Below are 25,531 nucleotides of genomic sequence, written 5' to 3' on the forward strand. Positions count from 1 at the left end.
GGGCCCTTCGGCCCTGTCGGCACGGGGCCACGACCGCCTCCGGCGGGGACCGCAGCGGTCGTCCGCGGGTCGGCGAGGACCCGATGGCGCGGTAGGACGCTGGGCGGTTTCTCGTGACCGGGCGTCCCGGGCGGGTCGGCGGCGGTGTCCGCACGTCCGCGAGCACGCGTCGGCCCGCGCCCGCGGGCCGGTCATCCGGTCGCGGGGCCCGTGACGGTGCTCCGCGTGGGCCTGCAGAACCCAGCGGGCAGCGCGGGCGGCGGTCGGTTCAGGTGGCGCCGGCGCCGGCCCGTGCCCGGACGGTGGACGCGATCGTCGCCGAGCCGACCACGCGGGTGCCGTCGTACAGGACGATCGCCTGGCCGGGAGCGACGCCGCGGACGGGTTCGGTGAAGCGCACGCGCAGCTCGCCGTCCACGACCTCCGCCGTGACCTCGGTCTCGCCGCCGTGGGCGCGCAGCTGGGCGGTGTAGGTACCGGGGCCGGTGGGTGCGGCGCCGCACCAGCGGGGCTTGATCGCGCGCAGTGCGCCGACGTCCAGCGCCTCGGCGGGGCCGACCGTGACCGTGTTGGTCACCGGGGAGATGTCGAGGACGTAGCGCGGCTTGCCGTCGGGCGCCGGGGTGCCGATCCGCAGGCCCTTGCGCTGGCCGATGGTGAAGCCGTAGGCGCCCTCGTGGGTGCCGATCCTGGTGCCGGACTCGTCGACGATGTCGCCCTCGGCCCTGCCCAGCCTGTCGGCCAGGAAGCCTTGCGTGTCGCCGTCGGCGATGAAGCAGATGTCGTGCGAGTCGGGCTTCTTGGCGACGGCGAGTCCGCGGCGCTCGGCCTCCGCCCGGATCTCGTCCTTGGTGGTGACCGTGTCGCCGAGCGGGAACAGCGCGTGGGCGAGCTGCCGGTCGTCGAGCACGCCGAGGACGTAGGACTGGTCCTTGGCCATGTCGGAGGCGCGGTGCAGCTCGCGCGTGCCGTCCTCCCGGACGATCACCTTGGCGTAGTGACCCGTGCACACGGCGTCGAAGCCGAGGGCGAGGGCCTTGTCCAGGAGCGCGGCGAACTTGATCTTCTCGTTGCAGCGCAGGCACGGGTTGGGCGTGCGCCCCGCCTCGTACTCGGCGACGAAGTCCTCGACGACGTCCTCGCGGAAGCGGTCGGCGAGGTCCCACACGTAGAACGGGATGCCGATGACGTCGGCGGCGCGCCGGGCGTCGCGCGAGTCCTCGATGGTGCAACAGCCCCGGGCGCCGGTGCGGAACGACTGCGGGTTCGCGGACAGCGCGAGGTGGACGCCTGTCACGTCGTGGCCCGCCTCGGCCGCCCGGGCGGCGGCGACGGCGGAGTCGACCCCACCGGACATGGCGGCCAGGACGCGGAGGGGGCGGGAGGGCTGCTGGGTGTCAGTCATAGCCCCTCCAGGGTACGGGGGCCCGGGAACCGGGGCGGACGGATATCCGTTCACGCTCACATGGGCGCGAGACGAGCATCCGAGGACGGGGACCGGCGCATCGGGCGGCGGGCCCTGATCGTGGGCGGGGTGGCCACCGCGGCGGGCACGGCGGTGCTCGCGCGGGACGAGCTGGCGCGCCTGTGGTGGCGTACGCCCGGGGTGGAGAAGCCGCGCAGGCCGGGCGAGGTCGACTTCGTGGGTGCCCGCTGGGTGGCGGCCTCGGACGCCAACTGGCGCCGCGCGGACCGCCCCGACGACTACGGCATCGACATGGTGGTCGTGCATGTCACGCAGGGCGACTTCGAGAGCGCGGTGAAGGCGTTCCAGGACCCCGGGCACAAGGCGGCCACGCACTACATCGTGGGGCAGGACGGGCACATCGCGCAGATGATCCGCGAGCTGGACGTGGCCTACCACGCGGGCAACCGCGACTACAACGAGCGCAGCGTCGGCATCGAGCACGAGGGGTTCGTGGACCGGCCGCAGGACTTCACGGACGCGATGTACGCGGCCTCCGCGCGGCTCACGGCCCGGATATGCGCCCGGTACAGCATCCCCGTGGACCGGGAGCACATCATCGGCCACGTCGAGGTTCCGGGCACGGACCACACCGACCCGGGCCCGCACTGGGACTGGGACCGCTACCTGCGGCTGGTGCGCCGGGCCCGGACGGCGCGGGCGGCCTGACCGGCAGCCGGCGAGGATCAGAACGGCGCGGCGGCGAGCGCCACGGCCGGTGGGAGCCCCTGACCGAGCGCACCGCGCCACAGGCGCGGGAACGAGAGGGCGAACAGCACCGCGGAGACGATCAGCAGCACGCACAGGAAGACCACGAGCGTGCGGCCCACGGTGGTGTCGCCGGTGTGCAGGGCCACCACCCCGGCGACCAGTCCCAGGGCGAGCAGGACGTTGTAGACGGCGACCCCGCAGCGCCACAGGGTCGCCTCGGCGGCGTCGGCCGTGGACGTGGTGAGGAAGCGCCGGACGGCCGGCCGCCCGTAGCAGAAGCGCTCCAGGGTGCCCACGACGAGGTGGATCAGGGCCGCGAGCAGGGCGAAGGTTTGCGTGACGGCGTTCACAGTCCGCAGTGTCGGCCGCGGCCCGGGGTCCGGCAACACCGGGACGCCGGAACACCCGTCACCCCGGACGCCCGAGCACCCCGGAACCATGGGGACCGCAGCCCCGGAGCCCCGGAACCGCGGAAACCGGACCCGGGCGCGCCGGGCGCGGCCGTCAGCTCAGGCCCGCAGCCCGGGCCCGTTCGACCGCCGGGCCGATGGCCTTGGCCAGGGCGTGCACGTCGGCCTCGGTGGAGGTGTGGCCGAGGGAGAAGCGCAGGGTGCCGCGGGCCAGGTCGGGGTCGGTGCCGGTGGCGAGCAGGACGTGGCTGGGCTGGGCGACGCCGGCGGTGCAGGCGGAGCCGGTGGAGCACTCGATGCCCTGGGCGTCGAGCAGCAGGAGCAGCGAGTCGCCCTCGCAGCCGGGGAAGGTGAAGTGGGCGTTGGCCGGCAGCCGTCCCTCCGGCGAGGGGTCGCCGCCCAGGACGGCGTCCGGGACGGCCTCGAGGACGGCGGCGACCAGGTCGTCGCGCAGGGCGCCGATCTCGCGGGCGAACCACTCGCGCTGTTCGGCGGCGAGGCGGGCGGCGACCGCGAAGGAGGCGATGGCGGGCACGTCGAGGGTGCCGGAGCGGACGTGGCGCTCCTGACCGCCGCCGTGCAGCACGGGCACCGGGGTGTACTCGCGGCCGAGGACCAGCGCGCCGATGCCGTACGGGCCGCCGATCTTGTGACCCGACACGGTCATCGCGGCGAGGCCGGACGCGGCGTAGTCCACGGGGACCTGACCGAACGCCTGGACCGCGTCGGAGTGCAGCGGCACCCCGTACTCGGCGGCGGCGTCGGCGAGTTCACGGACCGGAAGGACGGTGCCGATCTCGTTGTTGGCCCACATGACCGTGGCGAGGGCGACATCGTCGGGGTCGCGGGCGATGGCCTCGCGCAGGGCGTCGGGGTGGACCCGGCCGTGGGAGTCGACCGGAAGGTACTCGACGGTGGCGCCCTCGTGCTCGCCGAGCCAGTGGACGGCGTCGAGGACGGCATGGTGCTCGACGGGGCTGGCGAGCACCCGGGTCCGGGCCGGGTCGGCGTCGCGGCGGGCCCAGTACAGGCCCTTCACGGCGAGGTTGTCCGCCTCGGTGCCGCCGGAGGTGAAGACGACCTCGCTGGGCCGGGCGCCGAGCGCCTCGGCGAGGGTCTCGCGGGCCTCCTCGACGGTGCGGCGGGCGCGCCGGCCGGCCGCGTGCAGGGAGGAGGCGTTGCCGGTGACGCCCAGGTGCGCGTTGAGTGCCTCGACTGCCTCGGGAAGCATCGGGGTGGTCGCGGCGTGGTCGAGGTAAGCCATGGTGAGGCCGATTCTACGGGGCCTGCCTTCCGCGCCCCCGGGTGCCGGGGGCAAGGGCGACCTGGGCTCAGAAGCTCCAGGAGACGGTGTTGTCCGCCTGCATGAACGCCACCAGGACCAGCAGGTCGGCGACACCGAGGCCGAGACCCAGCAGGGCGCGGCCGCGCCGGGCGGTGCCGCGCCACAGCGCCACGCCCGCCAGCGCGATGGCGATCGGGCCGAGGAAGACGTTGAGGACCAGCAGGCCCAGCAGACCGAGGACGAACGACGCGACGGCCATGCCGTCGGTGTCGCGCAGGCCGGTGCGGCGGTTCGGCGGTGCGGTGAGGTGCATGGTGATCGGCTCCTTGCGTCGGTGCGACCGGGCGTGGGCGGCCCGGATCGGGTCAGTGCGCCGAGCCGCGGCGGTGGCGCTCCCGCAGGGCGAAGACGCCGAGCCACACGGCGATGACGACGCCCGCGGCGACGGAGAAGGACAGCGGCGCGTGGGCCACGGTGCCCAGCACGACGCCCAGCAGCAGCAGCGCGGCGACGAGGAACAGCATGAGTCGGATCCCCCAGATTTCGGTGAACGCTTGTAGGTACAGTTGTTCACTGACTACCCAGTCTAACGAGTCTCACTGCTTTCCCATCACGGGGAACAGTTGTTAACTGCATGGCATGAGTCACACCCTCGGCATCCGGCAGGCCCAGAAGCAGAAGACCCGGCAGGCGCTCCTCGACGCGGCGCTCGAGCTGCTCGAGGGACAGAGCCTGAGCAGCCTGGGCCTGCGCGAGGTCACCCGTGCCGTGGGGGTCGCCCCGACCGCCTTCTACCGGCACTTCCGCTCCACCGCGGACCTGGGTGTGGCACTGGTGGAGGAGGCGCTGGGCAGTCTCCACCCGATGATCCGGACGACGGTGTCCACGACCGGTGACGGCGAGGAACGCATCGCCCGCACCATCGAGTTGATCGCCGGTCATGTGGACGCGTACCCCGCTCACGTCCGTTTCATCGCCCGGGAGCGGCACGGCGGGGTGGGGCCGGTCCGGGACGCGATACGCGACCAACTCGCCCGGTTCGCCGAGGAGGTCGGCCAGGCCCTGGCCAAGGACCCGGTGTCCGCGGGCTGGAGCGAGGACGACCTGCTGATGCTGGCGCAGCTCTACGTCGACCAGATGCTCGGCACGGCCTCGCTGTTCCTGGAGGCGCTGGACGCCGGGGCGGAGGAGCGGGACCGGGTGACCCGGGTGGCGACCCGCCGGCTGCGGCTGATCGGCATCGGCCGCCGGTACTGGCTCGGCGGGACGACCCGGTGACGGTCACCCGCCGTACGGCACGGCCGCACGTGGGTCGTCCGCGGTACGGCCGCTCGACGGGCGTCCGCAGGAAGACCGGGGACGGTCACCCGTCGTACAGGCGGGTGACGGCCACCGCCGCGCGGGCCAGTTCCTCCCGTGCCTCCGGTGGGGCCAGTACCTCCACCCGGTCGGCGAACGAGAGCAGGTGGCGCACCTCGCCGAGGACGCCGTAGGACAGCCGCGCGGTCAGCCACTCGCTGCGGCCGTCGTCCCGCGGGAGGTCGGACAGCCAGGGCGCGTTGAGGCGCAGGAACAGGTCGAGGCGGTCGCGCCGGACCCGGACGGTGACGTCGATGCCGCCGGGACGTTCCTCGACCTGACGGCGCAATCGCTCCCAGACGTCGGCGAGTTCGACGCCCGGGCGGCGCCGCACGGGTGCGTCGAGGAGACGGGCCGCGTGCACCCGGTCGGCACGGAACAGCCGCGGTGCCCCCCGGTGATCGGCGACCAGGTACCAGACGCCCGCCTTGGCGACGAGGCCGTAGGGGTCGACGGTGTACGTCCGCGTCTCCCGTTCGCCGCCGTGCCGGTAGCGCAGTCGCAGCCGCCGGTCGGCGAAGACCGCGTCCCGCAGCGTGTCCAGGTCGGCCTCCGGACCGGGCCCGCGCTTCCACCGGGTGGCGTCCACCAGGACGCGGCGGGAGGTGGCCTCGGCCGCGGGCCGGTGCGGTGCGGGCAGCGCCGCCATCACCTTGCGCAGCGCGGAGCCGAGCGCCGCGTCGAGACCGAGGGCGGCGTGCGCGCCCCCGGCGGCGAGGACGAACAGCGCCCGGGACTCGTCGGCGGTCAGGCCCGTGACGTCCGTGCGGAACCCGGCGAGCAGTTCGATGCCGCCGTGCCGGCCGCGCTCCGCGAAGACCGGTACGCCGGCCGCCGACAGGGCGTCGACGTCGCGGTACACCGTGCGCACCGACACCTCAAGCCGCTTCGCGAGTTCACGCGCGGGCACCCGCCCCCGGGTCTGGAGGAGCAGCAGGATCGACAGCAGCCGGCCGGACTTCACGGCCCCAGGATGCTGCACCGCCGGGTTCCGCCACCACGCCCCTCACCCGGTCCGGGCCGGCGGCCGTCACGCCGGTGTCCACACCGGTGCGCGGGGGCGCGGTGGCGTGCCGTGCCCGCCCTCCGAGTGCCGCTCAGACCAGGCGTACGCGGGCGAGCTGGCGGGACTGGGCCACCAGGCGGTCCGCGCTGTCCCAGACCTCGGCGTCCTCCTCCAGGAAGCCGCCGGCCAGGTTGCGGGTGGTGATCGACACGCGCAGCGGGCCGGGTGCCGGGCGGCAGCGAACGTGCACGGTGAGCTCGACGGTGGGCACCCAGCCGGAGAGCCCGATCTCGAACGCGGTGGGCGGCAGGGCGTCCACCGCGAGCAGCAGCGAGAACGGGTCGTGGTCGCGGCCGTCGGCGAGGCCGAACCAGGCGCGCATCTCCCCCTTGCCGGAGGGGCGGCCCAGCGCCCAGCCCAGCGTCGACGGGTCGAGCTTGAGCATCAGGCGGTCGGCGATGGCGGAGCTGCCGTCGACGGGGGCGGGGCCGTCCTCGGGGCCGAGGCACCGGTCCATCGGCGGGATCGCGGGCGGCTCGGCGGTGGTACGGACGTCGTCGGGGAGAGAGCCCAGATCGCCGTACGAGGCGAGGACGCGGATCCGTTCCACTTCCCGCCCCTGTTCGTCGACCTGGATGAGGGACGCCTGCCCCGTCGACAGGGTGCGTCCGGTGCGCACGGTCTGCGTGCGGACGACCGCCGGGCCCGGCTGGGACGCGGTCAGGTAGTGCGCCGAGATGGTGAAGGGGTCCGCGTGCGGCAATGTGTCCGCGAGCGCGCGGCCCAGCACGGCCAGCAGATAGCCGCCGTTGACGGCGCTGATGATGGTCCAGCCGGCGGAGAGGTCGATGTCGTAGACGCCGGGCTCGCGCCGGGTGACGGCGGTGTCGCGGTCGAACTCGCTGTCGCCGATGAGGGCCCGGGCGGCCGGGGCGGAGGCTGCTTCTGGCATGGGTGAACAGTACAAGAACCAGCTACTAAGCGGTAGCTTTTTGCGTCGGCCGTTACTCCTCCCGGACGGTCGACCGCCGGTGCCACGCGCGGGGCGCACGCCAGTGGTAGCGCATCGCCAGCAGCCGCAGCACGAACGCCGTGACCACGGCGATTCCACTGGTCAGCGGAGTCAGCACGTCGTAGCGGATGCACAGGGCGACCAGGGTGGCGCCGACGATGGCCGGGACCGCGTACAGGTCACGGTCCCAGCGCAGCAGCGAGGGCACCTCGTTGGCCAGCACGTCGCGCAGCACACCGCCACCGACGGCGGTGGCCAGCCCCAGGCAGGCGGAGGCGGTGAGGCCGAGCCCGTGGTCGTACGCCTTGGTCGTCCCGGCGACGCAGAACAGGCCGAGTCCGGCCGCGTCGAAGACGTTCACCGCGGTCTGGATGCGCTCGACCTGCGGATGCAGGAAGAACACCAGGGTCGTGGCGAGCAGCGGGGTGACGAAGTACCCCAGGTCGGTGAAGGCGGCGGGCGGTACGGCGCCGATGACCAGGTCACGGAAGAGTCCTCCGCCCAGGGCGGTGACCTCGGCGAGGACGGCGAGGCCGAAGACGTCGAAGTTCTTGCGGACGGCCAGCAGGGCGCCGGAGATCGCGAAGACGAAGATGCCGATCAGGTCGAGCGTGTGCTGGACGGACGGGCTGAACAGTTGCTGAAGCACCCTTACATTCTTACCCAACACGAAGCCCCCGCCTTGCTTTGCAAGGCGGGGGCCAGGCGTGGCTTACTTGTTCGAGGGCCGCTCGGGTGACTCGGAGGACGTGCCGGTGACCTCGGGGGTCTCGGGGGCGTTGGTGTCCTCGGCCTGGGGCGTCGCGGCGGCGTCCTCCCGCGTGGGCTCGGCATGGCCGGAGACCTCGGCGGCCACCGCGGTCGACGTCTCCGCCGATTCCTCCAGGGCCGCCGCGCCCAGCAGCTCACCCGCCTCCTTCGCCGCCGTCAGCAGCACGGTGTCCTGCGGGGCCTGGTCCGCGAAGTTCTCCGGGTGGTGACAGGCGACACGCTGGCCGGGCCTGAGCTCCAGGAGCGGCGGCTCGGTCGTCCGGCAGATCTCCGTGGCCTTCCAGCACCGGGTGTGGAAACGGCAGCCGCTCGGCGGGGAGATCGGCGAGGGCACGTCGCCGTTGAGCAGGATGCGCTCGGTCCTGGCGGCCCTGCGCTTCGGGTCCGGGATGGGCACGGCCGACATCAGCGCCTTGGTGTACGGGTGCATCGGCTCCCGGTACAGCGCGTCGCGGTCGGCGAGTTCGACGATCTTGCCCAGGTACATCACCGCGATCCGGTCCGAGACGTGCCGGACCACCGACAGGTCGTGGGCGATGATCACGTACGTCAGGCCGAGTTCCTGCTGGAGGTCGTCGAGCAGGTTGACGACCTGGGCCTGGATGGACACGTCCAGCGCGGAGACCGGCTCGTCGGCCACGACCAGCTTGGGGCTGAGCGCGAGCGCGCGGGCGATGCCGATGCGCTGGCGCTGACCGCCGGAGAACTCGTGCGGATAGCGGTTGTAGTGCTCCGGGTTGAGGCCCACGACCGACAGGAGCCGCTGCACTTCCTTCTTGACGCCGCCCTCGGGTTCGACGCCCTGGAGCTTGAAGGGAGCGCCCACGATGGTGCCGATGGTGTGGCGCGGGTTCAGCGACGAGTAGGGGTCCTGGAAGATCATCTGCACGTCACGGCGCAGGGGCCGCATGCCGGCCACACCCAGGTGCGTGATGTCCCTGCCCTCGAACTCGATGGTGCCGCCGGTCGGTTCGAGCAGCCGGGTGATCAGTCGTCCCATGGTGGACTTGCCGCAGCCCGACTCCCCCACCACCCCGAGGGTCTCACCGGCGCGTACCTCGAAGTCGATGCCGTCGACGGCGTGCACCGCGCCCACCTGCCGCTGCAGCAGGCCCTTCTTGATCGGGAAGTGCTTCTGCAGCCCCGTCACCTTCAGAAGGACCTCGCCACCGGGGTTCCCGGCGGGGGCGGCGCCGTCGGTCTGCGCGGGAATCGTCACGGCTGCGTCCTTGGAGTTCTCGCTCACAGCTTCGGCGCAATCTCTTCGTTCCAGATACGCTCCCGCTGCTCGGCGGTCATGTGGCAGGCCGCCCAGTGGCGGCTGCCGACCTCGCTGAGCTCGGGGCGGACCGTGCGGGTGACGTTGTCCTTGGGGACGTCCGCGTAGGGGCAGCGCGGGTTGAAGGCGCACCCGGACGGGATGTTGATCAGCGAGGGCGGGGAGCCCTTGACCGGGATGAGCCGGTCCTGCTGTTCGCGGTCCAGCCGCGGCATCGAACCCAGCAGGCCCCAGGTGTAGGGGTGGCGGGGCTCGTAGAACACCTTCTCCGCCGGGCCCCGCTCGACGCAGCGGCCGCCGTACATCACCAGGATGTCGTCGGCCAGCTCGGCGACCACGCCCAGGTCGTGGGTGATGATGATGACCGCGGAACCGAACTCCTTCTGCAGGTCGCGGATCAGGTCCAGGATCTGGGCCTGGACCGTCACGTCGAGTGCGGTGGTCGGCTCGTCCGCGATGAGCAGCTCGGGGTTGTTCACCAGCGACATCGCGATCATCGCGCGCTGGCGCATGCCGCCGGAGAACTCGTGCGGGTAGCTGTCCACCCGCTTGTCCGGCTGCGGGATGCCCACCCGGTCGAGCATCTCGACCGCCCGCTTGCGGGCGGTCTTCTTGTCGACGTCGTGGTGGATCCGGTACGCCTCCACGATCTGCTGGCCGATCGTGTAGTACGGGTGCAGCGCGGACAGCGGATCCTGGAAGATCATCGCCATCTCGCGCCCGCGCAACCGCCGGACGTAGTCCGGGTCGGCGGAGAGCAGCTCGGTGCCGTCCAGCCAGATCTCGCCGGAGATGCGGGCCTTGCGCTTGCCGTACTGGCCGGCCGTGTGCAGGCCCATGATGCCGAGCGAGGTGACCGACTTGCCGGAGCCGGACTCGCCGACGATGCCGAGGGTCTTGCCCTTCTCCAGCTGGAAGCTGAGCCCGTCGACGGACTTCACCAGGCCGTCGTCGGTCGGGAAGTGCACCTTGAGGTCGCGGACCTCCAGGAAGGCGCTCGGGGCGGGCGAGGCGGCCGAGGGCTCGCCGAGGGCCGCACCGGTCTTGCTGAGTTCGGTCATGCGAGCCTCACTCGGGGATCGATCACGGCGTACAGGACGTCCACCACGAGGTTGGCGAGGAGCACCGCGAGAGAAGTGATCAGGGTGACACCCAGGATGATGGGCAGGTCCTGGTTCCTGATGGCGTTGAGCACGGCCTGGCCGAGCCCGGGCAGATTGAACGTGGACTCGGTCAGGATGGCGCCGCCGATGAGCGCGCCGAGGTCCATGCCGAGCATGGTGAGGATGGGCGTCATCGTCGAGCGCATGGCGTGCTTGCGGATGACCACCCCCTCACGCAGTCCCTTGGCGCGGGCGGTGCGGATGTAGTCCTCGCCGAGGATCTCCAGCATGGTGGCGCGGGTGATCCGGGCGTACATCGCCGCGTAGAGGAAGGCCAGGGTGATCCAGGGGAGGATCATGCCGCCGATCCAGCCGCTGAGGCTCTCCGCCAGCGGTACGTACTGGGCGTCGAGCAGGTCCAGTCCGAAGGCGAAGATCGCCAGGCTGAGCATGCCGGTGAAGTAGATGGGAAGGGACACGCCCGCGAGCGCGACGACCATCGCACCGCGGTCCCACAGCGTGCCCCGCTTCAGGGCGGAGAGCACACCCGCGGCGACACCGAAGAGCAGCCACAGCACGGCGGCGCCGAGCGCGAGTCCCAGGGTCACCGGGAACCGGTCGGTGAGCACCGGCCAGATGGCCTGCTCGCTGCGGAAGGAGTAGCCGAAGCACGGCGCGGAGCAGTTCGTGACGTCCCCTCCGGCCGCGTAGGTGCGGCCCGCGAAGATGCCCTTGAAGAACTCCCAGACCTGGACGTAGATCGGGTCGCCCAGTCCGAGCTTCTGCCGCACCGCCTCCACGGCGGCCGGGTCGGCCTGCTTGCCCACGAAGCTCGAGGCGATGTCGACGCCCGCCCACTTGGGGACGAGGAAGAAGATGCCGAAGACCACCATGATGATGACCACGAGCATCACAGCGGCGGCGAACAGCCGCCTGATGAGGTAAGCGAGCACAGCTTACGGCCCGCCGCGGGACCGCGGGCCGCCGGAGGTCGTCCGGGGCCCGCGGTCACGCCGCGCCGGCCTTCACCTGCCTTTCGTGCCGTTCGGCGGGTGTGCCGGGGTTACTTCGAGGACTTCAGGCCGAGGTTGACGAAGTCGTACATCCCGCTGTAGCCGTCCGAGGTGTAGACGTTGGCCAGCCGGTCGGAGCGCCAGTTGATGAACTTCTCGAAGACGAAGGGCAGGTAGTAGGCACCCTCCATCACCTTGTGGTTGATCTCCGTGGCGATCTTGGTCTTGCCCTCGTCGTCCAGCGTGTTGACGTAGTCGTCGAACAGGCCGTCGATGGCCTTGTCCTTGATCAGCGCGTAGTTGTTGTTGCCGCTCTCGAGGATGTACTTGCTGTTCCACAGCGGCAGGCCGTAGCCCTGGACGGACGGGAAGTCCGGGCCCCAGCCCATGATGATGATGCCGTAGCCCTTCTTCTTCACGTTGGAGGGGCTACCGATGATGCCGGAGGTCTGCGAGCCGTCGAACTGGTCGATCTCGGCCTTGATGCCGATCTTCTTCAGCGACGCCTGCAGGGACTGGGCGGTGGCCACCTCGACGGGCTTGTTGTTGCGCACCGCGATGGTGGTCTCGAAGCCGTTGGGCTGACCGCAGGCCTTCAGGGCCGCCTTCGCCTCGTCGACGTTGCCCTTCTTGTTCTCGCCGGCGATCTTGAACGGGTCGTACTTCTGGCCCTCGGCGCCCGGCACGGACGGCGGGAGCATGTTGGTGCCGATGTCACCGCCGGCGATGGGGCCGCCGCGCGCCGTCTGGAGCGAGACGTGGTCGGCGCCGAGGATGACGGCCTTGCGGCACTCGATGTTGTCGAACGGCTTCACGCTCTGCGGGAAGACCGCGTAACGGACGTAACCGGAGACCGGGTTGTCCAGGTTGGCCTTGTGCTGCTTCAGGGCGGCGGTGCGGCCCTGCGGCGACATGCCGGTCTGGTTGATGTCCAGGTCCAGGTCACCGTTGATCAGGCGCTGGTCGAGCTCGTTGGCGTTGGAGAAGAACTTGACCGTGATCTTGTCCGGGTAGGCCTTGCGGACCGGGTCCGAGGCCGGCTTCCACTCGGTGTTGCGGACCAGGGTGAGGTCCTTGCCCGGGTTGTACGACTCGAACTTGTACGGGCCCGAGGAGAAGGGGTGCAGGCCGTACTTGGACTTGGTGTCCTTGTCCTGACGGACCGGGGAGGCCGAGATGAGGGCCAGCATCTCCTCGAAGTCCGAGTTGGCCTTCGGCAGCTTGAAGACGATGGTCTTGTCGTCCGGCGTCTCGATGGCCTTCAGGCCCAGCTTGTCCGCGGACTTGTCCTTGTACGGGCCCTTGTACTCGCCCTTGGGGTCGAGCACCTCCTTGAGGTACGTCGGGCCGCCGGACAGCACGTCCTGCGCCCAGACGCGCTCGATGCCGTACTTGACGTCCTTGGAGGTGATCGGCTTGCCGTCCTCCCAGGTGACGCCGTCACGCAGGGTGTACGTGTAGGTCTTGCCGTCGTCGGAGACCTTGGCGAGACCGGTGGCGAGGTCCGGGGCGAGTTCGGCGCCGGCCTTGCCGGGCTCGGTCTTGTTCGTGACGAGCTGGCGGCTGTAGTAGCGCGCGAAGTTCCACATGAAGCCGTAGTAGCCGCGCGTGGTGTCCCACGAGTCGGCGTCCTGGGCACCACCGAACTTCAGCGTGCCGCCCTTCTTGGCCTGCGACGCCTGGGCGATCTTGTTGTTGGCGGCGTCGAAGCCGGCGGCGCCGTTCTTCGAACCGCCGTCACCGTCATCACCGCCGCCGCACGCCGCCGTGGTCAGCAGCGCCGCGACCACGGCGGCAGCGGCCATGGCCTGCTTGCGCCGCCCTGAGGTGCGTTGGGTAGTCACGATCTCGGATCCTCCGATTAGATGAATCCCCGTGTCGATGCCACGGGACGCTGTGGGTACGGCGGTTCAGCGGGAGCCCTTCGGGTCCAGCGCGTCGCGCACGCCGTCGCCGAAGAGGTTGAAAGCAAGAACGGTGATGAAGATCGCCACACCGGGGACCACCATGTACATGGGGTCCGCGTCGTAGTAGTCGATCGCGTTCGAAAGCATCTGCCCCCAGGAGGCCGTGGGCGGCTTCACGCCCACGCCCAGGAAGCTGAGTGCCGCCTCGGTGAGGATGTTGGTGGGGATCATCATCGTCGTGTACACGATGATCGGTGCGACGAGGTTCGGCAGCAGTTCCTTGAACAGGATGTAGAACCGACCGGCGCCCAGCGATCGGGCGGCCTCCACGTACTCCCGCTCACGCATCGAGAGGGTCTGGCCGCGCACCACGCGTCCGATGTACGGCCAGCCGAAGAAGCCGATGACGAGGATCATCACGAACACGCGCACGCCCGTGCCGTGCAGCCCCAGCATCTCGTTCGGCATGACGGAGACCAGGGCGATGATGAACAGCAGCTGGGGGAAGGCGAGCAGGCCGTCCATCACGCGGCTGATGAGCGAGTCGACCCAGCCGCCGAAGAAGCCGGCCAGGATGCCCAGGACGGTGCCGAGGATCACCGCCACGACAGCGGACAGGAAGCCGACCAGCAGGGAGATGCGCGCGCCGTAGAGGATGCGGGCGAGGATGTCACGGCCGTTGACCGGCTCGACACCCAGCAGGTGGTCACCGCTGATGCCGCCGAGCGATCCCGTGGGAGTGCCGAACAGCGGGTCGATGAGGTCCTCGTGATACTCGTTCGGGTCCTGACCGAGCAGGTTGGTGATCACCGGGGCCAGCAGCGCGATCACGATGAGCACGAGCACCACGACACCGCCCGAGAGGGCGAGTTTGTCCCGCTTCAGACGCTCCCAGGCGATCCGCCCCAGGGAGCGCCCCTGAACGGCCTTTCCGTCCGCGCTGGCTGCCTCGGCCTCCTCGGCCGCACTGGGGGCCGCTTCGGCGGTCGGCTCGTGCAATGGTGCCGTCATCTGGCAGGGACCCCTCTCAACCGGCGGTGACCGGCCCGGACTTGCCGCTGTAGCGGCGTCATCACTCCGTCGTACACAAGGGCGAACGCCCCTGGAGCGGGAGTCTTCAACGCTTCGACGGCGGCTTGCCAGACTTGACTGTGAATGGATGCGTAAACGTGATGCTGTCTGGGGGGTTCCGTTATGCGGACGACCGGTAACGCGGGCCGGACAGGGGCAAGTTACGACATTGCCTGCATGTCAGGATCTTTCCCGCGTTTCTACGCGTGCAGAGTCCGGTGACCGGCCGCCGAACGGACGGGGGAGGAACGACTCAGAAACGTCCCGGCGCCGGCGGGAAGCCGTAGCCCGCGGCCGGGGCCTGGGCGGAGGCGGGGGCGTGCGCCTCGCGGTCGTAGAAGGGCCGGGCGTTGGCGCGCAGCCACATGGCGACGGGGTCGTGCTCGTCGGACATCGCGACGGTGGACACCGGAAGACCGTCGGGGACGGCGCCGAGGGACTGCTGCATCATCGTGCGCACCGAGTCGACGGCCGGGGGCGAGGTGTCGTACACGTCCAGGCCGATGGCGAGGTACGGGGCGCCGAGCGCGGGCTGCACCCAGGCGCGGCGCAGCGAGCGGACGGCCGGGGTGCGGTGGGCGTTCTGCGCGAGCAGGGCGTAGAACTGCGGGATCTCGATGGCGGGTTCGGACAGCTTCAGCGGTCCGGCGGGCTGGCGGTCCAGGCCGGTGGCGATGCGCCGCAGATCGAGCCACGGGATGCCGACGCCGCCGCCGGGGGCGTGCGGGTTGAGCCAGAGGCCGTAGCGGTCGGGATACAGGGCGCGGGCGACCTCGAGGCCGTCGACGACCTCGTACGACCGGGTCCAGCCACTGGCCGAGAGTTCCTGGGCGGAGGTGACGCAGGGGGCGTAGCCGAAGCCCTCGACCTCCATGTTCCCGTACTGGGCGTCCGGGGAGCCGGCCTGGCCGTGCCAGAGCAGCATCCAGACCTGGCCGGAGGAAGGGGTCGCGAGCGCACGCAGCAACGCCTCGTAGGCGTCGTAACGCCCGGGCGTCACCTGGCGCAGCATGTGCTCGACCTGCCCGGCCGCCGCGGTGCCAGCGCTCACTTGTATCGCCCCTCCGTACAACGCCCTCGCCGAGCCAATGAACCTAGCTTAAGCCGCGCACCAGCGGGCGGACCGCTGCCGGCTCCGGGGCCGGGGCTGCGGGAGCCGCCGGGGCCGCCGGCGTCGGTCGGGGGTGCGGAGTGCCGGTCACGCGGCCCGCTGGTAGAAGGGCCGGATCCGTTCGCGCATCCACGTGGCCACCGGGTCCTGGGTGACGTCCAGGAGGACCAGGTTGACCGGCCAGGGCGCCGTGGTGCGGCCCAGGGCGCGGGAGAGGGCGTCCATGGGGGCGGCCCGGACGTCGCCCTCCAGCCGGGAGAGTTCGACGCCCACGAACAGCACCGGGTCGGCGGTCTCGATCGCGGCGAGGCAGCGGCGCGCGGTGGTCACCACGCCGATGGACTCGAACTCCGCGGAGGCCGCGGAGAGGAAGTCGACGGGGTCGTCCCTCCAGTCGGGTTCGAACAGGCGGACCCGGCCGCCGCTCGCGGCACCGTCCAGCGGGGTGCGTCCGGCCCGGCACAGCTCGGCCACGGCGGGGGGCGGCAGCGGGATGCCGACCACGCCGCCGGGGTTGACCGCGATCCCGGCCTGCGGAGGCAGCCCGCGGGCGAACTCCACGGCGGGCGCGACGGTGTACGCCATGTGGGAGCCGACGACCTGGTGGAACTGCTCCTCGGAGCTGAAGACGGGGACGTACGCCTGACCGTCGAGTTCCAGGGTGGGCAGGTCGAGCGGGCCGCTGTGCGGGCCGCCGCCGTTGGGCAGCGGTATCCACACGAAGCTGCGGCCCAGCACCTCGATGATCCGCCCGCCCGCGGTCGGGACGCCGAGGGAGGCCGAGAGGACCTCCTCCAGCTCGTTGCCGGGCCATCCGCCGTGCGGATGGGGGTGCGCCTGCGCCGGGAAGTCCACGGAATCGCCCGGGGGGAAGTCCATCTGCCTACCACCTGCCTGGAACCACTGCTGTGGCGGAAAGGCTATCGGGTGCCCGTGTCACCCTGTCCCGGCCGTACGGCCCGCGAAGGCGATCCTGCGCAACGCGTTCGCCGCCTCGCGGTCGATCAGGACCGCCGACCCGCAGGCCGCGGGCAGCTCCCCCCGCTCGACGGCCCGCAGCAGCCGGTCGCTCGCCGCGCGGTGGCGCAGGAAGGCGTAGCGCGAGACGCCGCGCCCCCGCTCGCGCTGCCCGGCGAGGGCCTCGGTCGGCGCGACGTCGAGCAGCAGCAGATGCAGCCGGGCGCCCCGGCGCCGGGCCTCGCGGGCCAGCCAGCGGCGCACCCACGCCTGCGTACCGCAGTCGTGCACGACGACGCCCTCGCCGGTGCGCAGGGCGCGGCGCAGACCGGCGTAGTGCGCGAGGCGGACGAGCGGGCGGTACACCCCGTACGGCAGGAGGCGCGGCACACGGCGCTCCCAGCGGTCGCGGGTGTCCTGGGAGTCGATCCGGGTGCCGCGCACGGTGCGCCGCATCAGGGTGGATTTGCCGCTGCCGGGCAGTCCGGTGACCACGACGACGTCGCGGGGCCCGAAGAGCAGGGCGTGCGGGCCGCGGCCGGCGCGCTCGCGCAGATCGCGGACGACGGGCGCCGGCCCGGCGCCGCGGGCCCCCCGCGCCGGGGCGGCCGGCTGCTCGGGCAGCGCCGCGCCCGTGGTGGTGGCGGCGTACGCCGGTGTCGTGTTCACCGTGATCGTCCTCCCCTGGGGCCAGGTCGTGGAGTCCCGTCCCCGCTGAGTGTAAAGAGAAGGTAATGCCGGGTGTCTCTCGTTTCGGTCCGTTTCCTGGCACAGGCCTGTCACAGCCCGCCGTGACCGACCGGGCACCCTGAGCATCCCCTGGAAAGGGTCCCCCTGCCGTGCCCCGGGAATGCGTGCAATGATGTCCGCGCCAACTGCATACCGGCCGTTTGAATCCGCGCGGGAGAGTCCCCGGCACTGTTGCCGCCGGGGCGCCGAAGGAGCAAGTCCCTCCCTTGAATCTCTCAGGCCCCGTTACCGCGCGGGCGAGGCACATCTGAAAAGCGGGCCGCTGCAGCAGTGCTCCAGCGGCCCCACCCAAGGTGCAAGCCGTGCCCCGTCCCCTGCGCGGACGGTCATGGCGAACCTCTCAGGTTCCGATGACAGATGGGGAGGAACGTCCTCGCCCTCCCCCGCCCGGCTTCCGCGCGGGGGTACCCCATCGCCTTGGGAGACCGACCGATGAGCAGTACCGAACTCCGCCGCACCGCGCTCGACGAGCTGCATCGTTCGCTCGGCGCGACGATGACCGACTTCGCCGGCTGGGACATGCCGCTGCGCTACGGCTCCGAGCGCGACGAGCACAACGCCGTGCGCACGAGGGCGGGCCTCTTCGACCTCTCGCACATGGGCGAGATCACCGTCACCGGCCCGCAGGCGGCCGCCCTGCTGGACTACGCGCTGGTGGGCAACATCGGCGGCGTCAAGCCCGGCCGCGCCCGCTACACCATGATCTGCCGCGAGGACGGCGGCATCCTGGACGACCTGATCGTCTACCGGCTCGCCGAGGCCGAGTTCATGGTGGTCGCCAACGCCTCCAACGCCCAGGTGGTGCTGGACGCGCTGCGCGAGCGCTCGGGCGGCTTCGACGCCGAGGTCCGCGACGACCGCGACGCCTACGCGCTGCTCGCCGTGCAGGGCCCCGAGGCCCCCGGCATCGTCGCCTCGCTGACCGACGCCGACCTGGACGACCTGAAGTACTACGCCGGTCTGCCCGGCACGGTCGCCGGCGTGCCCGCCCTCGTCGCCCGTACCGGCTACACCGGCGAGGACGGCTTCGAGCTGTTCGTGAAGCCCGAGCACGCGGTGGAGCTGTGGCAGGCGCTGACCAAGGCGGGCGAGGGCGTCGGCCTGGTGCCGTGCGGGCTGTCCTGCCGGGACACGCTGCGCCTGGAGGCGGGCATGCCGCTGTACGGGCACGAGCTGACCACCTCCCTGACGCCCTTCGACGCCGGTCTGGGCCGGGTGGTCAAGTTCGAGAAGGAGGGCGACTTCGTGGGCCGCGCCGCCCTCACCGAGGCCGCCGCCCGGGCCGAGCAGAACCCGCCGCGCGTCCTGGTCGGCCTGGTCGCCGAGGGCCGCCGGGTCCCGCGCGCCGGCTACGCGGTCGTCGCCGGCGGCGAGGTCGTGGGCGAGGTGACCTCCGGTGCCCCCTCCCCGACGCTGGGCCGGCCGATCGCGATGGCCTACGTCGACGCGGCGCACGCGGCGCCGGGCACGCCCGGTGTGGGCGTGGACATCCGGGGCAGTCACGAGCCGTACGAGGTCGTGGCGCTGCCCTTCTACAAGCGGCAGAAGTGACACCGTCGTAGGCGGTAAATCGACGGCCGCGGGCCGTCGGCGGCCCTGAGCGGTCGTAGGCGGCCCGTGCGCCGTCACCGGCCGTCCCGGGACACCTCCCACCCGTGAGTCGGGGCACGTCGTGCCTGCTCACATGCGCTTCCCGCAGTCCCCCATTCATCAGCAGTCCCCCGCGTACAGGAGAATTCTGGCCATGAGCAACCCCCAGCAGCTGCGTTACAGCAAGGAGCACGAGTGGCTGTCGGCCGCCGAGGACGGCGTGTCGACGGTCGGCATCACGGAGCACGCGGCCAACGCGCTCGGCGACGTCGTCTTCGTCCAGCTCCCCGAGGTCGGCGACACGGTGACCGCGGGCGAGACCTGCGGCGAACTGGAGTCGACCAAGTCGGTCAGTGACCTGTACTCCCCGGTCAGCGGTGAGATCACCGAGGTCAACGAGGACGTGGTGAACGACCCGTCGCTGGTCAACTCCGCCCCGTTCGAGGGTGGCTGGCTGTTCAAGGTGCGGGTCACCGAGGAGCCGGCCGACCTGCTGTCCGCGGACGAGTACGACGCCGAGATCGCCGGCTGAGGAGTCGTAGCAGCATGTCGCTTCTGAACACACCCCTGCACGAGCTCGACCCGGCGGTGGCCGCCGCGGTCGACGCCGAGCTGCACCGTCAGCAGTCCACCCTCGAGATGATCGCCTCGGAGAACTTCGCTCCCGTGGCGGTCATGGAGGCCCAGGGCTCGGTCCTCACCAACAAGTACGCCGAGGGCTACCCCGGCCGCCGCTACTACGGCGGCTGCGAGCACGTCGACGTGGTCGAGCAGATCGCCATCGACCGCGTCAAGGAACTCTTCGGCGCCGAGCACGCCAACGTCCAGCCGCACTCGGGCGCGCAGGCCAACGCCGCCGCGATGTTCGCGCTGCTCAAGCCGGGCGACACGATCATGGGCCTGAACCTCGCGCACGGCGGGCACCTGACCCACGGAATGAAGATCAACTTCTCCGGCAAGCTCTACGACGTCGTCGCCTACCACGTCGGCGACGACGGCCAGGTCGACATGGCCGAGGTCGAGCGGCTCGCCAAGGAGAACAAGCCGAAGCTGATCGTCGCCGGCTGGTCTGCCTACCCGCGGCAGCTGGACTTCGCCGCGTTCCGCCGGATCGCGGACGAGGTGGGCGCGTACCTCATGGTCGACATGGCGCACTTCGCCGGTCTGGTCGCGGCGGGTCTGCACCCGAACCCGGTGCCGCACGCCCACGTGGTGACGACCACCACCCACAAGACGCTGGGCGGCCCGCGCGGCGGTGTGATCCTCTCCACGGCCGAGCTGGCCAAGAAGATCAACTCCGCGGTGTTCCCCGGCCAGCAGGGCGGTCCGCTGGAGCACGTGATCGCCGCCAAGGCGGTGGCCTTCAAGGTCTGCGCCTCGGAGGAGTTCAAGGAGCGCCAGCGCCGCACCCTGGAGGGTGCCCGCATCCTGGCCGAGCGCCTGGTCGAGGACGACGTCAAGGCCGTGGGCGTGGACGTGCTGTCCGGCGGCACGGACGTGCACCTGGTCCTGGTCGACCTGCGCAACTCCGAGCTGGACGGGCAGCAGGCCGAGGACCGTCTCCACGAGGTCGGCATCACGGTCAACCGCAACGCGATCCCGAACGACCCGCGCCCGCCGATGGTCACCTCGGGCCTGCGCATCGGCACGCCCGCGCTGGCCACCCGCGGCTTCCGGGCCGAGGACTTCGCCGAGGTGGCGGACGTCATCGCCGAGACGCTCAAGCCGTCCTACGACGCGACGGCGCTCCGGGCCCGGGTCACGGCACTCGCCGAGAAGCACCCGCTGTACCCCGGTCTGAAGTAATTTCGTACGCTTTTCGTCGTACGGATGTCCGGGGCACCGCGCACACTGGACCAGTGTGCGCGGTGCCCCGCACCGTGAGCCGCGCGAGCGGCACCCCACATGTGAACCGCGTCAGCGACACCCCCTGTGAACCACCCTCCCGCCGGTGGACAGCGCCGTCCGCCGAACCCCTAGGAGTCCCCCCGTGGCCATCTCGGTCTTCGACCTGTTCTCGGTCGGCATCGGCCCGTCCAGCTCGCACACCGTCGGCCCCATGCGGGCGGCCCGCATGTTCTCCCGGCGGCTGCGCAACGAGGACCTGCTGGCCTCCGTCGCCTCCGTGCGCGCCGAGCTGTACGGCTCCCTGGGCGCCACCGGCCACGGCCACGGCACCCCCAAGGCGGTGCTGCTCGGCCTGGAGGGCGACTCGCCCCGCACGGTGGACGTGGAGACGGCCGACGAGCGCGTGGAGAGGATCAAGGCCAACGGCCGGCTGAGCCTCCTGGGCGAGCACGAGATCGCCTTCCGCTTCGACGACGACATGGTGCTGCACCGCCGCAAAGCGCTGCCGTACCACGCCAACGGCATGACCCTGTGGGCGCACGACGCCTCCGGTACGGAGCTGCTGTCCAAGACGTACTACTCGGTGGGCGGCGGATTCGTCGTCGACGAGGAGGCCGTGGGCGCGGACCGCATCAAGCTCGACGACACCGTCCTGAAGTACCCCTTCCGCACGGGCGACGAACTGCTGCGCCTCACCCGGGAGACCGGCCTGTCCATCTCCTCCCTGATGCTGGAGAACGAGCGCGCCTGGCGGACCGAGGAGGAGATCCGCGAGGGCCTGCTGGAGATCTGGCGGGTGATGCGCGAGTGCGTGGCGCGCGGCATGTCCCGCGAGGGCATCCTGCCGGGCGGCCTGAAGGTCCGCCGCCGCGCCGCGAACACCGCGCGCAAGCTGCGCTCGGAGGGCGACCCGCAGGCCCTGGCCATGGAGTGGATCACCCTGTATGCCATGGCCGTGAACGAGGAGAACGCGGCCGGCGGCCGGGTCGTCACCGCCCCGACCAACGGCGCGGCGGGCATCATCCCGGCGGTGCTGCACTACTACATCAACTTCGTGCCCGGCGCCGACGAGGACGGTGTGGTCCGCTTCCTTCTCGCGGCCGGCGCGATCGGCATGCTCTTCAAGGAGAACGCCTCCATCTCCGGCGCCGAGGTCGGCTGCCAGGGCGAGGTCGGCTCCGCCTGCTCGATGGCCGCGGGCGCCCTGGCCGAGGTCCTGGGCGGCACTCCGGAGCAGGTGGAGAACGCCGCGGAGATCGGCATGGAGCACAACCTCGGCCTGACCTGCGACCCGGTCGGGGGGCTGGTCCAGATCCCGTGCATCGAGCGCAACGGCATGGCCGCGGTGAAGGCGGTCACGGCCGCGAGGATGGCGATGCGTGGCGACGGCTCGCACAAGGTCTCCCTGGACAAGGTCATCAAGACCATGAAGGACACCGGTGCGGACATGTCGGTGAAGTACAAGGAGACGGCCCGGGGCGGACTGGCCGTGAACATCATTGAGTGCTGAATGACCGGTGCTGAGTGCCGGCTGACGATTGTTGAGCACTCAACGGGCTTTGGGGTCAAGTCCGTTGCGTCGGGGGAATAACACCAACTCCCGTCCCCACGGCACTTCACGGGAGACCCCCATGCTGCGCGGCATCGACGTGAGCTCGTACCAGCCCTCCTCGTACGACACCGACGGCCTGTCCTTCGTCTTCGTCAAGGCGACGGAGGGCCGTTCGTACACCAACCCCCGGCTCTCCGCCCAGACGAGGACCGCCCGCGAGGCCGGGCTGGCCGTCGGCTTCTACCACTTCCTCTGGCCGGGCCACCTCACGGCCCAGGCGGAGCACTTCGTGAGCGAGGTACCGGGGAAGCGGGGCGACATCCTCGCCGTCGACTGGGAGACGACGGGCGAGGGCACCCACGCGAGCAACGCGGAGAAGGACCGGTTCATCCGGAAGGTGAAGGAGCTGCGGCCGCACCACAGGGTGATCCTCTACTGCAACCGGGACTTCTGGCTCAACGTCGACACCACGTCCTACGCGGGTGACGGCCTGTGGATCGCCGACTACGTCACCGCGGGCAAGCCGCGCATCAAGGCCGCATGGCGCTTCCACCAGTACACCGACGACCCCCTCGACAAGAACGTCGCCGCCTTCTCCAGCAAGGCGGCGCTCAAGGAGTGGGCCACCCCCGGCGCCTGAGCGCGGGGGGTGGCCGTCGGTCACGCGCCTACTTCGGGTCGCGGTTGAACGTGGAGGTCGACCAGAGGTGGCCGAGCACCGCGAGACCCAGGCACCAGGCGACCGCGAGCCACCCGTTGTGGCCGATCGGGCTGTCGAGCAGCAGCCCGCGCAGCGTCTCGATGGCCGGCGTGAACGGCTGGTACTCGGCGATCGGCCGGAACCAGCCGGGCATGGTGTCGACCGGGATGAAGGCGCTGGACAGGAGCGGCAGCAGGATCATCGGCATCGCGTTGTTGCTCGCGGCCTCGGCGTTCGGGCTGACCAGGCCCATGCCGACCGCGATCCAGGTGAGTGCCAGGGCGAAGAGCACGAGCAGCCCGAGCGCCGCCAGCCACTCCAGGACCGTGGCGTCGGTGGACCGGAAGCCGATGGCCACGGCGACGGCTCCCACGAGGACCACGCTCATGACCGACTGGAGCACACTGCCGAGGACGTGCCCGACCAGCACCGACCCGCGGTGGATCGCCATCGTGCGGAAGCGGGCGACGATGCCCTCGGTCATGTCGTTGGCGACGGACACCGCGGTCCCGATCACGGTGCTGCCGATGGTCATCAGCAGCAGGCCCGGGACGATGTACGCGATGTAGTCGGAGCGGTCCGCGCCCCCGCCGCCGATGCCCGAGCCCATCACGTCGCCGAAGATGTAGACGAACAGCAACAGCAGCGTGATCGGCGTGAGCAGCAGGTTCAGGGTGAGGGACGGGTAGCGCCGGGCATGCAGCAGGTTGCGGCGCAGCATCGTCGACGAGTCGCGTACCGCGAGGGGGATCCGGCTGGGGCGGGCGGGAGCCAGGGGGGAGCTCATCGGGCAGCCTCCTCGGGCTGGTGGGCGGGGGTGGCGTCGCCGGTCAGGGCGAAGAACACGTCGTCGAGGTCGGGGGTGTGCACGGTCAGCCGGTCAGCCTCGGCTCGGGCCGCGTCGAGCCGGTCGATCAGGGAGCGCAAAGCCCGCTGGCTGCCGTCGCCGGGGACCTGGAGTACCAGCGCCTCGTCGTCACGGACGGCCTCCTGCAGGGCGGACGCGGCCGACCGGTAGACCGCCGGGTCGGTGAACCCGAGCCGGACGTGCCCGCCGGGGACCAGCCGCTTCAGCTCCTCGGCGGTGCCCGAGGCGGCGATGCTCCCGTCGTGGAGCACGGCGATGCGGTCGGCGAGCTGGTCGGCCTCCTCCAGGTACTGGGTGGTGAGGAAGACGGTGACGCCGCCCGTGACGAGTTCACGGATGATCTGCCACATGGTGTGGCGGCTGCGTGGGTCCAGACCGGTGGTCGGCTCGTCGAGGAAGATGATCCGCGGGCTGCCGACCAGGGTCATGGCGATGTCGAGGCGGCGCTTCATGCCGCCGGAGTAGGTGGAGGCGGGCTTCTTCGCGGCCGCGGTGAGGTCGAAACGCTCCAGCAGCTCGGCCGCGACCCGCCGTCCCTCACGCCGAGAGAGGTGGTGCAGGTCCGCCATCAGGAGCATGTTCTCCTCACCGGTGATCAGGCCGTCGACGGCGGAGAACTGCCCGGTGACGCCGATCGCGGCGCGCACCGCCTGCGGATCGGTGGCCAGGTCGTGGCCGCCGACGCGCAGCTCGCCGGCGTCGGCGGTGACGAGGGTGGAGAGGATCTTCACGGCGGTGGTCTTGCCGGCGCCGTTGGGGCCGAGCAGCGCGAAGACGGTGCCCTCGGGGACGGCCAGGTCGACGCCGTCGAGGACAGTCTTGTCGCCGTAGGACTTGCGCAGCCCGTGCGCCGCGATGGCCAGGTCGGTCATGACAGGTACTGCTCCTTGTCGAGGCTGGGTGGTCTCAGAGGCTGCGGGCGGTGATGTCGCCGTGGTCGGTGGTCGCCCGGATGCTCAGGCCGGCGGCGGCGCCCTCACTGTTGGCGAGCGCGTTGTGGATCCGGCCGTAGCCGGTGCCGGCGTCCAGGGAGGCGGAGACCCCGGCGGCGGCGCCGACCGACACATCGCCCATCCGGGTGCGCAGCACGACCGTGCCGCGCCCGGCCTCGGCGATGCGGATGTCGCCCTTCTGGGTGCTGATCTCAGCGGGGCCGCCCAGGCGGCCGACCGTGATGTCACCGGCATGGGCGGTGAGCCGCACGCTCGCCGCCTCGTCGAGCTTGGTCGCGCCGTACGCCCCGTCGAAGACGATGTCGCCGAACCGCCCGACGGCGCGCAGTTCGGCACCGTCCGCCCTCCCCTCGACATGGGAGCCGGTGGGCAGCCGGACGGTCACCTCGACCGATCCGGAGGGGCCCAGCAGCGTGTCCTCCGCCGAGAGCTGGATCCGCAGGACACCGTCGCCGTACTCGACCGCGGTCCGCTCGGCCGCCTTCGCGTCGCGGCCCTTGGCGGAGTTCGCGGGCAGGACCTCCACCGTGGTGTCGGCCCGGTCGGCGGCGATCAGCCGGATGCGTCCCGCGGGGACGGCGACGATGGCGGAGATCGGGGTGGGGGTGTCGAACTTCTGCATGGCGCGCTCCTTCGGTCCGGTGTTTCCGACGAGAGAAACGCTATGTTGCATTCACGGATTGGGCAACAGTGTCGTTGCATCCTATCATCATAAGCGCAGGTCACAGGCTTGAAATCGTTGCAACCGTCGGAGTTCTAACGCAACAACTCCCTCGCCATTCGTTGCAATGAGAGGAGCTGAACGCTATG

Annotated in this window: 26 protein-coding genes and 1 riboswitch; of the genes, 7 read left to right on the forward strand and 19 right to left on the reverse strand. The window is 71.2% G+C overall.

The window, feature by feature from the left end; genetic code table 11:
- Positions 1-268: 268 nt before the first annotated feature.
- Positions 269-1,405, reverse strand: a complete 1,137-nt coding sequence (gene mnmA, locus ACFYOV_RS30935; protein ID WP_389093376.1) for a tRNA 2-thiouridine(34) synthase MnmA — start codon at positions 1,403-1,405, stop codon at positions 269-271.
- A 60-nt stretch (positions 1,406-1,465) separates the two neighbouring features.
- Here mnmA and ACFYOV_RS30940 point away from each other — a divergent pair, with 60 nt between their 5' ends.
- Positions 1,466-2,134, forward strand: coding sequence for an N-acetylmuramoyl-L-alanine amidase (locus ACFYOV_RS30940; RefSeq protein WP_389093378.1), 669 nt, complete (start codon positions 1,466-1,468; stop codon positions 2,132-2,134).
- Positions 2,135-2,151: 17 nt separating this feature from the next.
- On the opposite strand, the gene ACFYOV_RS30945 is transcribed toward ACFYOV_RS30940, so the two are convergent.
- The 4 genes from ACFYOV_RS30945 to ACFYOV_RS30960 form a co-directional block, all read right to left on the reverse strand.
- Positions 2,152-2,526: a DUF1304 domain-containing protein gene (locus ACFYOV_RS30945; protein WP_389093381.1), complete on the reverse strand. Its 375-nt coding sequence runs from the start codon at positions 2,524-2,526 to the stop codon at positions 2,152-2,154.
- 154 nt (positions 2,527-2,680) lie between these two features.
- Positions 2,681-3,850, reverse strand: coding sequence for a cysteine desulfurase family protein (locus ACFYOV_RS30950; RefSeq protein ID WP_389093382.1), 1,170 nt, complete (start codon positions 3,848-3,850; stop codon positions 2,681-2,683).
- Between the two features lie 67 nt (positions 3,851-3,917).
- The gene (locus tag ACFYOV_RS30955; RefSeq protein WP_389093385.1) at positions 3,918-4,184 is read right to left on the reverse strand and encodes a DUF4190 domain-containing protein; all 267 of its coding nucleotides are present in this window, start codon (positions 4,182-4,184) and stop codon (positions 3,918-3,920) included.
- 52 nt (positions 4,185-4,236) lie between these two features.
- Positions 4,237-4,395, reverse strand: a complete 159-nt coding sequence (locus ACFYOV_RS30960; RefSeq protein ID WP_389093388.1) for a hypothetical protein — start codon at positions 4,393-4,395, stop codon at positions 4,237-4,239.
- 115 nt (positions 4,396-4,510) lie between these two features.
- On the opposite strand from ACFYOV_RS30960, the gene ACFYOV_RS30965 reads away from it, so the two are divergent.
- Positions 4,511-5,149: a TetR family transcriptional regulator gene (locus tag ACFYOV_RS30965; protein WP_389093389.1), complete on the forward strand. Its 639-nt coding sequence runs from the start codon at positions 4,511-4,513 to the stop codon at positions 5,147-5,149.
- A gap of 85 nt (positions 5,150-5,234) precedes the next feature.
- On the opposite strand, the gene ACFYOV_RS30970 is transcribed toward ACFYOV_RS30965, so the two are convergent.
- From ACFYOV_RS30970 to ACFYOV_RS31020, 11 genes are all read right to left on the reverse strand, one after another.
- Positions 5,235-6,194: a helix-turn-helix transcriptional regulator gene (locus ACFYOV_RS30970; RefSeq protein WP_389093392.1), complete on the reverse strand. Its 960-nt coding sequence runs from the start codon at positions 6,192-6,194 to the stop codon at positions 5,235-5,237.
- A 133-nt stretch (positions 6,195-6,327) separates the two neighbouring features.
- The gene (locus tag ACFYOV_RS30975) at positions 6,328-7,188 is read right to left on the reverse strand and encodes a thioesterase family protein (RefSeq protein WP_389093393.1); all 861 of its coding nucleotides are present in this window, start codon (positions 7,186-7,188) and stop codon (positions 6,328-6,330) included.
- A 52-nt stretch (positions 7,189-7,240) separates the two neighbouring features.
- Positions 7,241-7,897 carry a trimeric intracellular cation channel family protein gene (locus ACFYOV_RS30980; RefSeq protein ID WP_389093396.1) on the reverse strand — a complete coding sequence of 219 codons (657 nt, stop codon included), beginning with the start codon at positions 7,895-7,897 and terminating at the stop codon, positions 7,241-7,243.
- 63 nt (positions 7,898-7,960) lie between these two features.
- The gene (locus ACFYOV_RS30985; protein ID WP_389093398.1) at positions 7,961-9,238 is read right to left on the reverse strand and encodes an ABC transporter ATP-binding protein; all 1,278 of its coding nucleotides are present in this window, start codon (positions 9,236-9,238) and stop codon (positions 7,961-7,963) included.
- Between the two features lie 23 nt (positions 9,239-9,261).
- Complete coding sequence (locus ACFYOV_RS30990; RefSeq protein WP_389093400.1) at positions 9,262-10,359, reverse strand: ABC transporter ATP-binding protein; 1,098 nt, start codon at positions 10,357-10,359, stop codon at positions 9,262-9,264.
- The gene (locus ACFYOV_RS30995) at positions 10,356-11,354 is read right to left on the reverse strand and encodes an ABC transporter permease (protein ID WP_389093403.1); all 999 of its coding nucleotides are present in this window, start codon (positions 11,352-11,354) and stop codon (positions 10,356-10,358) included. Before ACFYOV_RS30995 ends, ACFYOV_RS30990 begins: the two co-directional genes overlap by 4 nt.
- 110 nt (positions 11,355-11,464) lie before the next feature.
- A complete protein-coding gene (locus ACFYOV_RS31000) occupies positions 11,465-13,258 on the reverse strand; it encodes an ABC transporter substrate-binding protein (RefSeq protein WP_389093405.1) in 1,794 nt (597 codons plus the stop codon).
- Positions 13,259-13,324: 66 nt separating this feature from the next.
- On the reverse strand, positions 13,325-14,332 hold the full coding sequence (locus ACFYOV_RS31005; RefSeq protein ID WP_389093408.1) for an ABC transporter permease: 1,008 nt from the start codon (positions 14,330-14,332) through the stop codon (positions 13,325-13,327).
- A gap of 313 nt (positions 14,333-14,645) precedes the next feature.
- A complete protein-coding gene (locus ACFYOV_RS31010; protein WP_389093474.1) occupies positions 14,646-15,404 on the reverse strand; it encodes an enhanced serine sensitivity protein SseB C-terminal domain-containing protein in 759 nt (252 codons plus the stop codon).
- Positions 15,405-15,590: 186 nt separating this feature from the next.
- Positions 15,591-16,382 carry an enhanced serine sensitivity protein SseB gene (locus tag ACFYOV_RS31015; protein ID WP_389093410.1) on the reverse strand — a complete coding sequence of 264 codons (792 nt, stop codon included), beginning with the start codon at positions 16,380-16,382 and terminating at the stop codon, positions 15,591-15,593.
- Positions 16,383-16,439: 57 nt separating this feature from the next.
- The gene (locus ACFYOV_RS31020) at positions 16,440-17,129 is read right to left on the reverse strand and encodes an AAA family ATPase (protein WP_389093413.1); all 690 of its coding nucleotides are present in this window, start codon (positions 17,127-17,129) and stop codon (positions 16,440-16,442) included.
- A gap of 222 nt (positions 17,130-17,351) precedes the next feature.
- Positions 17,352-17,451: riboswitch (glycine riboswitch) on the forward strand.
- A gap of 191 nt (positions 17,452-17,642) precedes the next feature.
- Between ACFYOV_RS31020 and gcvT the strand changes: the two genes are divergently transcribed.
- From gcvT to ACFYOV_RS31045, 5 genes are all read left to right on the forward strand, one after another.
- Positions 17,643-18,761 (forward strand): glycine cleavage system aminomethyltransferase GcvT, encoded by a 1,119-nt coding sequence (gene gcvT, locus ACFYOV_RS31025; RefSeq protein WP_389093416.1) that lies wholly within the window; start codon positions 17,643-17,645, stop codon positions 18,759-18,761.
- Between the two features lie 193 nt (positions 18,762-18,954).
- Positions 18,955-19,332: a glycine cleavage system protein GcvH gene (gene gcvH, locus ACFYOV_RS31030; protein WP_389093418.1), complete on the forward strand. Its 378-nt coding sequence runs from the start codon at positions 18,955-18,957 to the stop codon at positions 19,330-19,332.
- A gap of 14 nt (positions 19,333-19,346) precedes the next feature.
- A complete protein-coding gene (glyA, locus tag ACFYOV_RS31035) occupies positions 19,347-20,606 on the forward strand; it encodes a serine hydroxymethyltransferase (RefSeq protein ID WP_389093421.1) in 1,260 nt (419 codons plus the stop codon).
- A gap of 184 nt (positions 20,607-20,790) precedes the next feature.
- Positions 20,791-22,158: an L-serine ammonia-lyase gene (locus ACFYOV_RS31040; RefSeq protein WP_389093423.1), complete on the forward strand. Its 1,368-nt coding sequence runs from the start codon at positions 20,791-20,793 to the stop codon at positions 22,156-22,158.
- 121 nt (positions 22,159-22,279) lie between these two features.
- On the forward strand, positions 22,280-22,840 hold the full coding sequence (locus tag ACFYOV_RS31045; protein ID WP_389093425.1) for a glycoside hydrolase family 25 protein: 561 nt from the start codon (positions 22,280-22,282) through the stop codon (positions 22,838-22,840).
- A gap of 28 nt (positions 22,841-22,868) precedes the next feature.
- Here the strand turns inward: ACFYOV_RS31045 and ACFYOV_RS31050 are convergent, their stop codons facing one another.
- From ACFYOV_RS31050 to ACFYOV_RS31060, 3 genes are read right to left on the reverse strand one after another with little or no spacing between them, the layout of a single operon-like run.
- The gene (locus ACFYOV_RS31050) at positions 22,869-23,687 is read right to left on the reverse strand and encodes an ABC transporter permease (protein ID WP_389093428.1); all 819 of its coding nucleotides are present in this window, start codon (positions 23,685-23,687) and stop codon (positions 22,869-22,871) included.
- Complete coding sequence (locus tag ACFYOV_RS31055; RefSeq protein WP_389093431.1) at positions 23,684-24,640, reverse strand: ATP-binding cassette domain-containing protein; 957 nt, start codon at positions 24,638-24,640, stop codon at positions 23,684-23,686. Before ACFYOV_RS31055 ends, ACFYOV_RS31050 begins: the two co-directional genes overlap by 4 nt.
- A gap of 34 nt (positions 24,641-24,674) precedes the next feature.
- On the reverse strand, positions 24,675-25,343 hold the full coding sequence (locus ACFYOV_RS31060; RefSeq protein WP_389093433.1) for a DUF4097 family beta strand repeat-containing protein: 669 nt from the start codon (positions 25,341-25,343) through the stop codon (positions 24,675-24,677).
- Between the last annotated feature and the right edge of the window lie 188 nt (positions 25,344-25,531).

This window comes from Streptomyces sp. NPDC005931, from assembly GCF_042871235.1.
In the GTDB taxonomy this organism is placed as follows: domain Bacteria; phylum Actinomycetota; class Actinomycetes; order Streptomycetales; family Streptomycetaceae; genus Streptomyces.

What these genes read in the sequence shown, in the direction of transcription:
- ACFYOV_RS30950 (WP_389093382.1), bottom strand. Translation starts at nt 3,850, where the DNA reads ATGGCTTACCTCGACCACGCCGCGACCACCCCGATGCTTCCCGAGGCA.
- gcvT (WP_389093416.1), top strand. Translation starts at nt 17,643, where the DNA reads ATGAGCAGTACCGAACTCCGCCGCACCGCGCTCGACGAGCTGCATCGT.
- ACFYOV_RS31045 (WP_389093425.1), top strand. Translation starts at nt 22,280, where the DNA reads ATGCTGCGCGGCATCGACGTGAGCTCGTACCAGCCCTCCTCGTACGAC.
- ACFYOV_RS30960 (WP_389093388.1), bottom strand. Translation starts at nt 4,395, where the DNA reads ATGCTGTTCCTCGTCGCCGCGCTGCTGCTGCTGGGCGTCGTGCTGGGC.
- ACFYOV_RS31050 (WP_389093428.1), bottom strand. Translation starts at nt 23,687, where the DNA reads ATGAGCTCCCCCCTGGCTCCCGCCCGCCCCAGCCGGATCCCCCTCGCG.
- ACFYOV_RS31055 (WP_389093431.1), bottom strand. Translation starts at nt 24,640, where the DNA reads ATGACCGACCTGGCCATCGCGGCGCACGGGCTGCGCAAGTCCTACGGC.
- ACFYOV_RS30990 (WP_389093400.1), bottom strand. Translation starts at nt 10,359, where the DNA reads ATGACCGAACTCAGCAAGACCGGTGCGGCCCTCGGCGAGCCCTCGGCC.
- ACFYOV_RS31015 (WP_389093410.1), bottom strand. Translation starts at nt 16,382, where the DNA reads ATGGACTTCCCCCCGGGCGATTCCGTGGACTTCCCGGCGCAGGCGCAC.
- glyA (WP_389093421.1), top strand. Translation starts at nt 19,347, where the DNA reads ATGTCGCTTCTGAACACACCCCTGCACGAGCTCGACCCGGCGGTGGCC.
- ACFYOV_RS30975 (WP_389093393.1), bottom strand. Translation starts at nt 7,188, where the DNA reads ATGCCAGAAGCAGCCTCCGCCCCGGCCGCCCGGGCCCTCATCGGCGAC.
- ACFYOV_RS31005 (WP_389093408.1), bottom strand. Translation starts at nt 14,332, where the DNA reads ATGACGGCACCATTGCACGAGCCGACCGCCGAAGCGGCCCCCAGTGCG.
- ACFYOV_RS30965 (WP_389093389.1), top strand. Translation starts at nt 4,511, where the DNA reads ATGAGTCACACCCTCGGCATCCGGCAGGCCCAGAAGCAGAAGACCCGG.
- ACFYOV_RS30955 (WP_389093385.1), bottom strand. Translation starts at nt 4,184, where the DNA reads ATGCACCTCACCGCACCGCCGAACCGCCGCACCGGCCTGCGCGACACC.
- gcvH (WP_389093418.1), top strand. Translation starts at nt 18,955, where the DNA reads ATGAGCAACCCCCAGCAGCTGCGTTACAGCAAGGAGCACGAGTGGCTG.
- ACFYOV_RS31010 (WP_389093474.1), bottom strand. Translation starts at nt 15,404, where the DNA reads ATGCTGCGCCAGGTGACGCCCGGGCGTTACGACGCCTACGAGGCGTTG.
- mnmA (WP_389093376.1), bottom strand. Translation starts at nt 1,405, where the DNA reads ATGACTGACACCCAGCAGCCCTCCCGCCCCCTCCGCGTCCTGGCCGCC.
- ACFYOV_RS31060 (WP_389093433.1), bottom strand. Translation starts at nt 25,343, where the DNA reads ATGCAGAAGTTCGACACCCCCACCCCGATCTCCGCCATCGTCGCCGTC.
- ACFYOV_RS30940 (WP_389093378.1), top strand. Translation starts at nt 1,466, where the DNA reads ATGGGCGCGAGACGAGCATCCGAGGACGGGGACCGGCGCATCGGGCGG.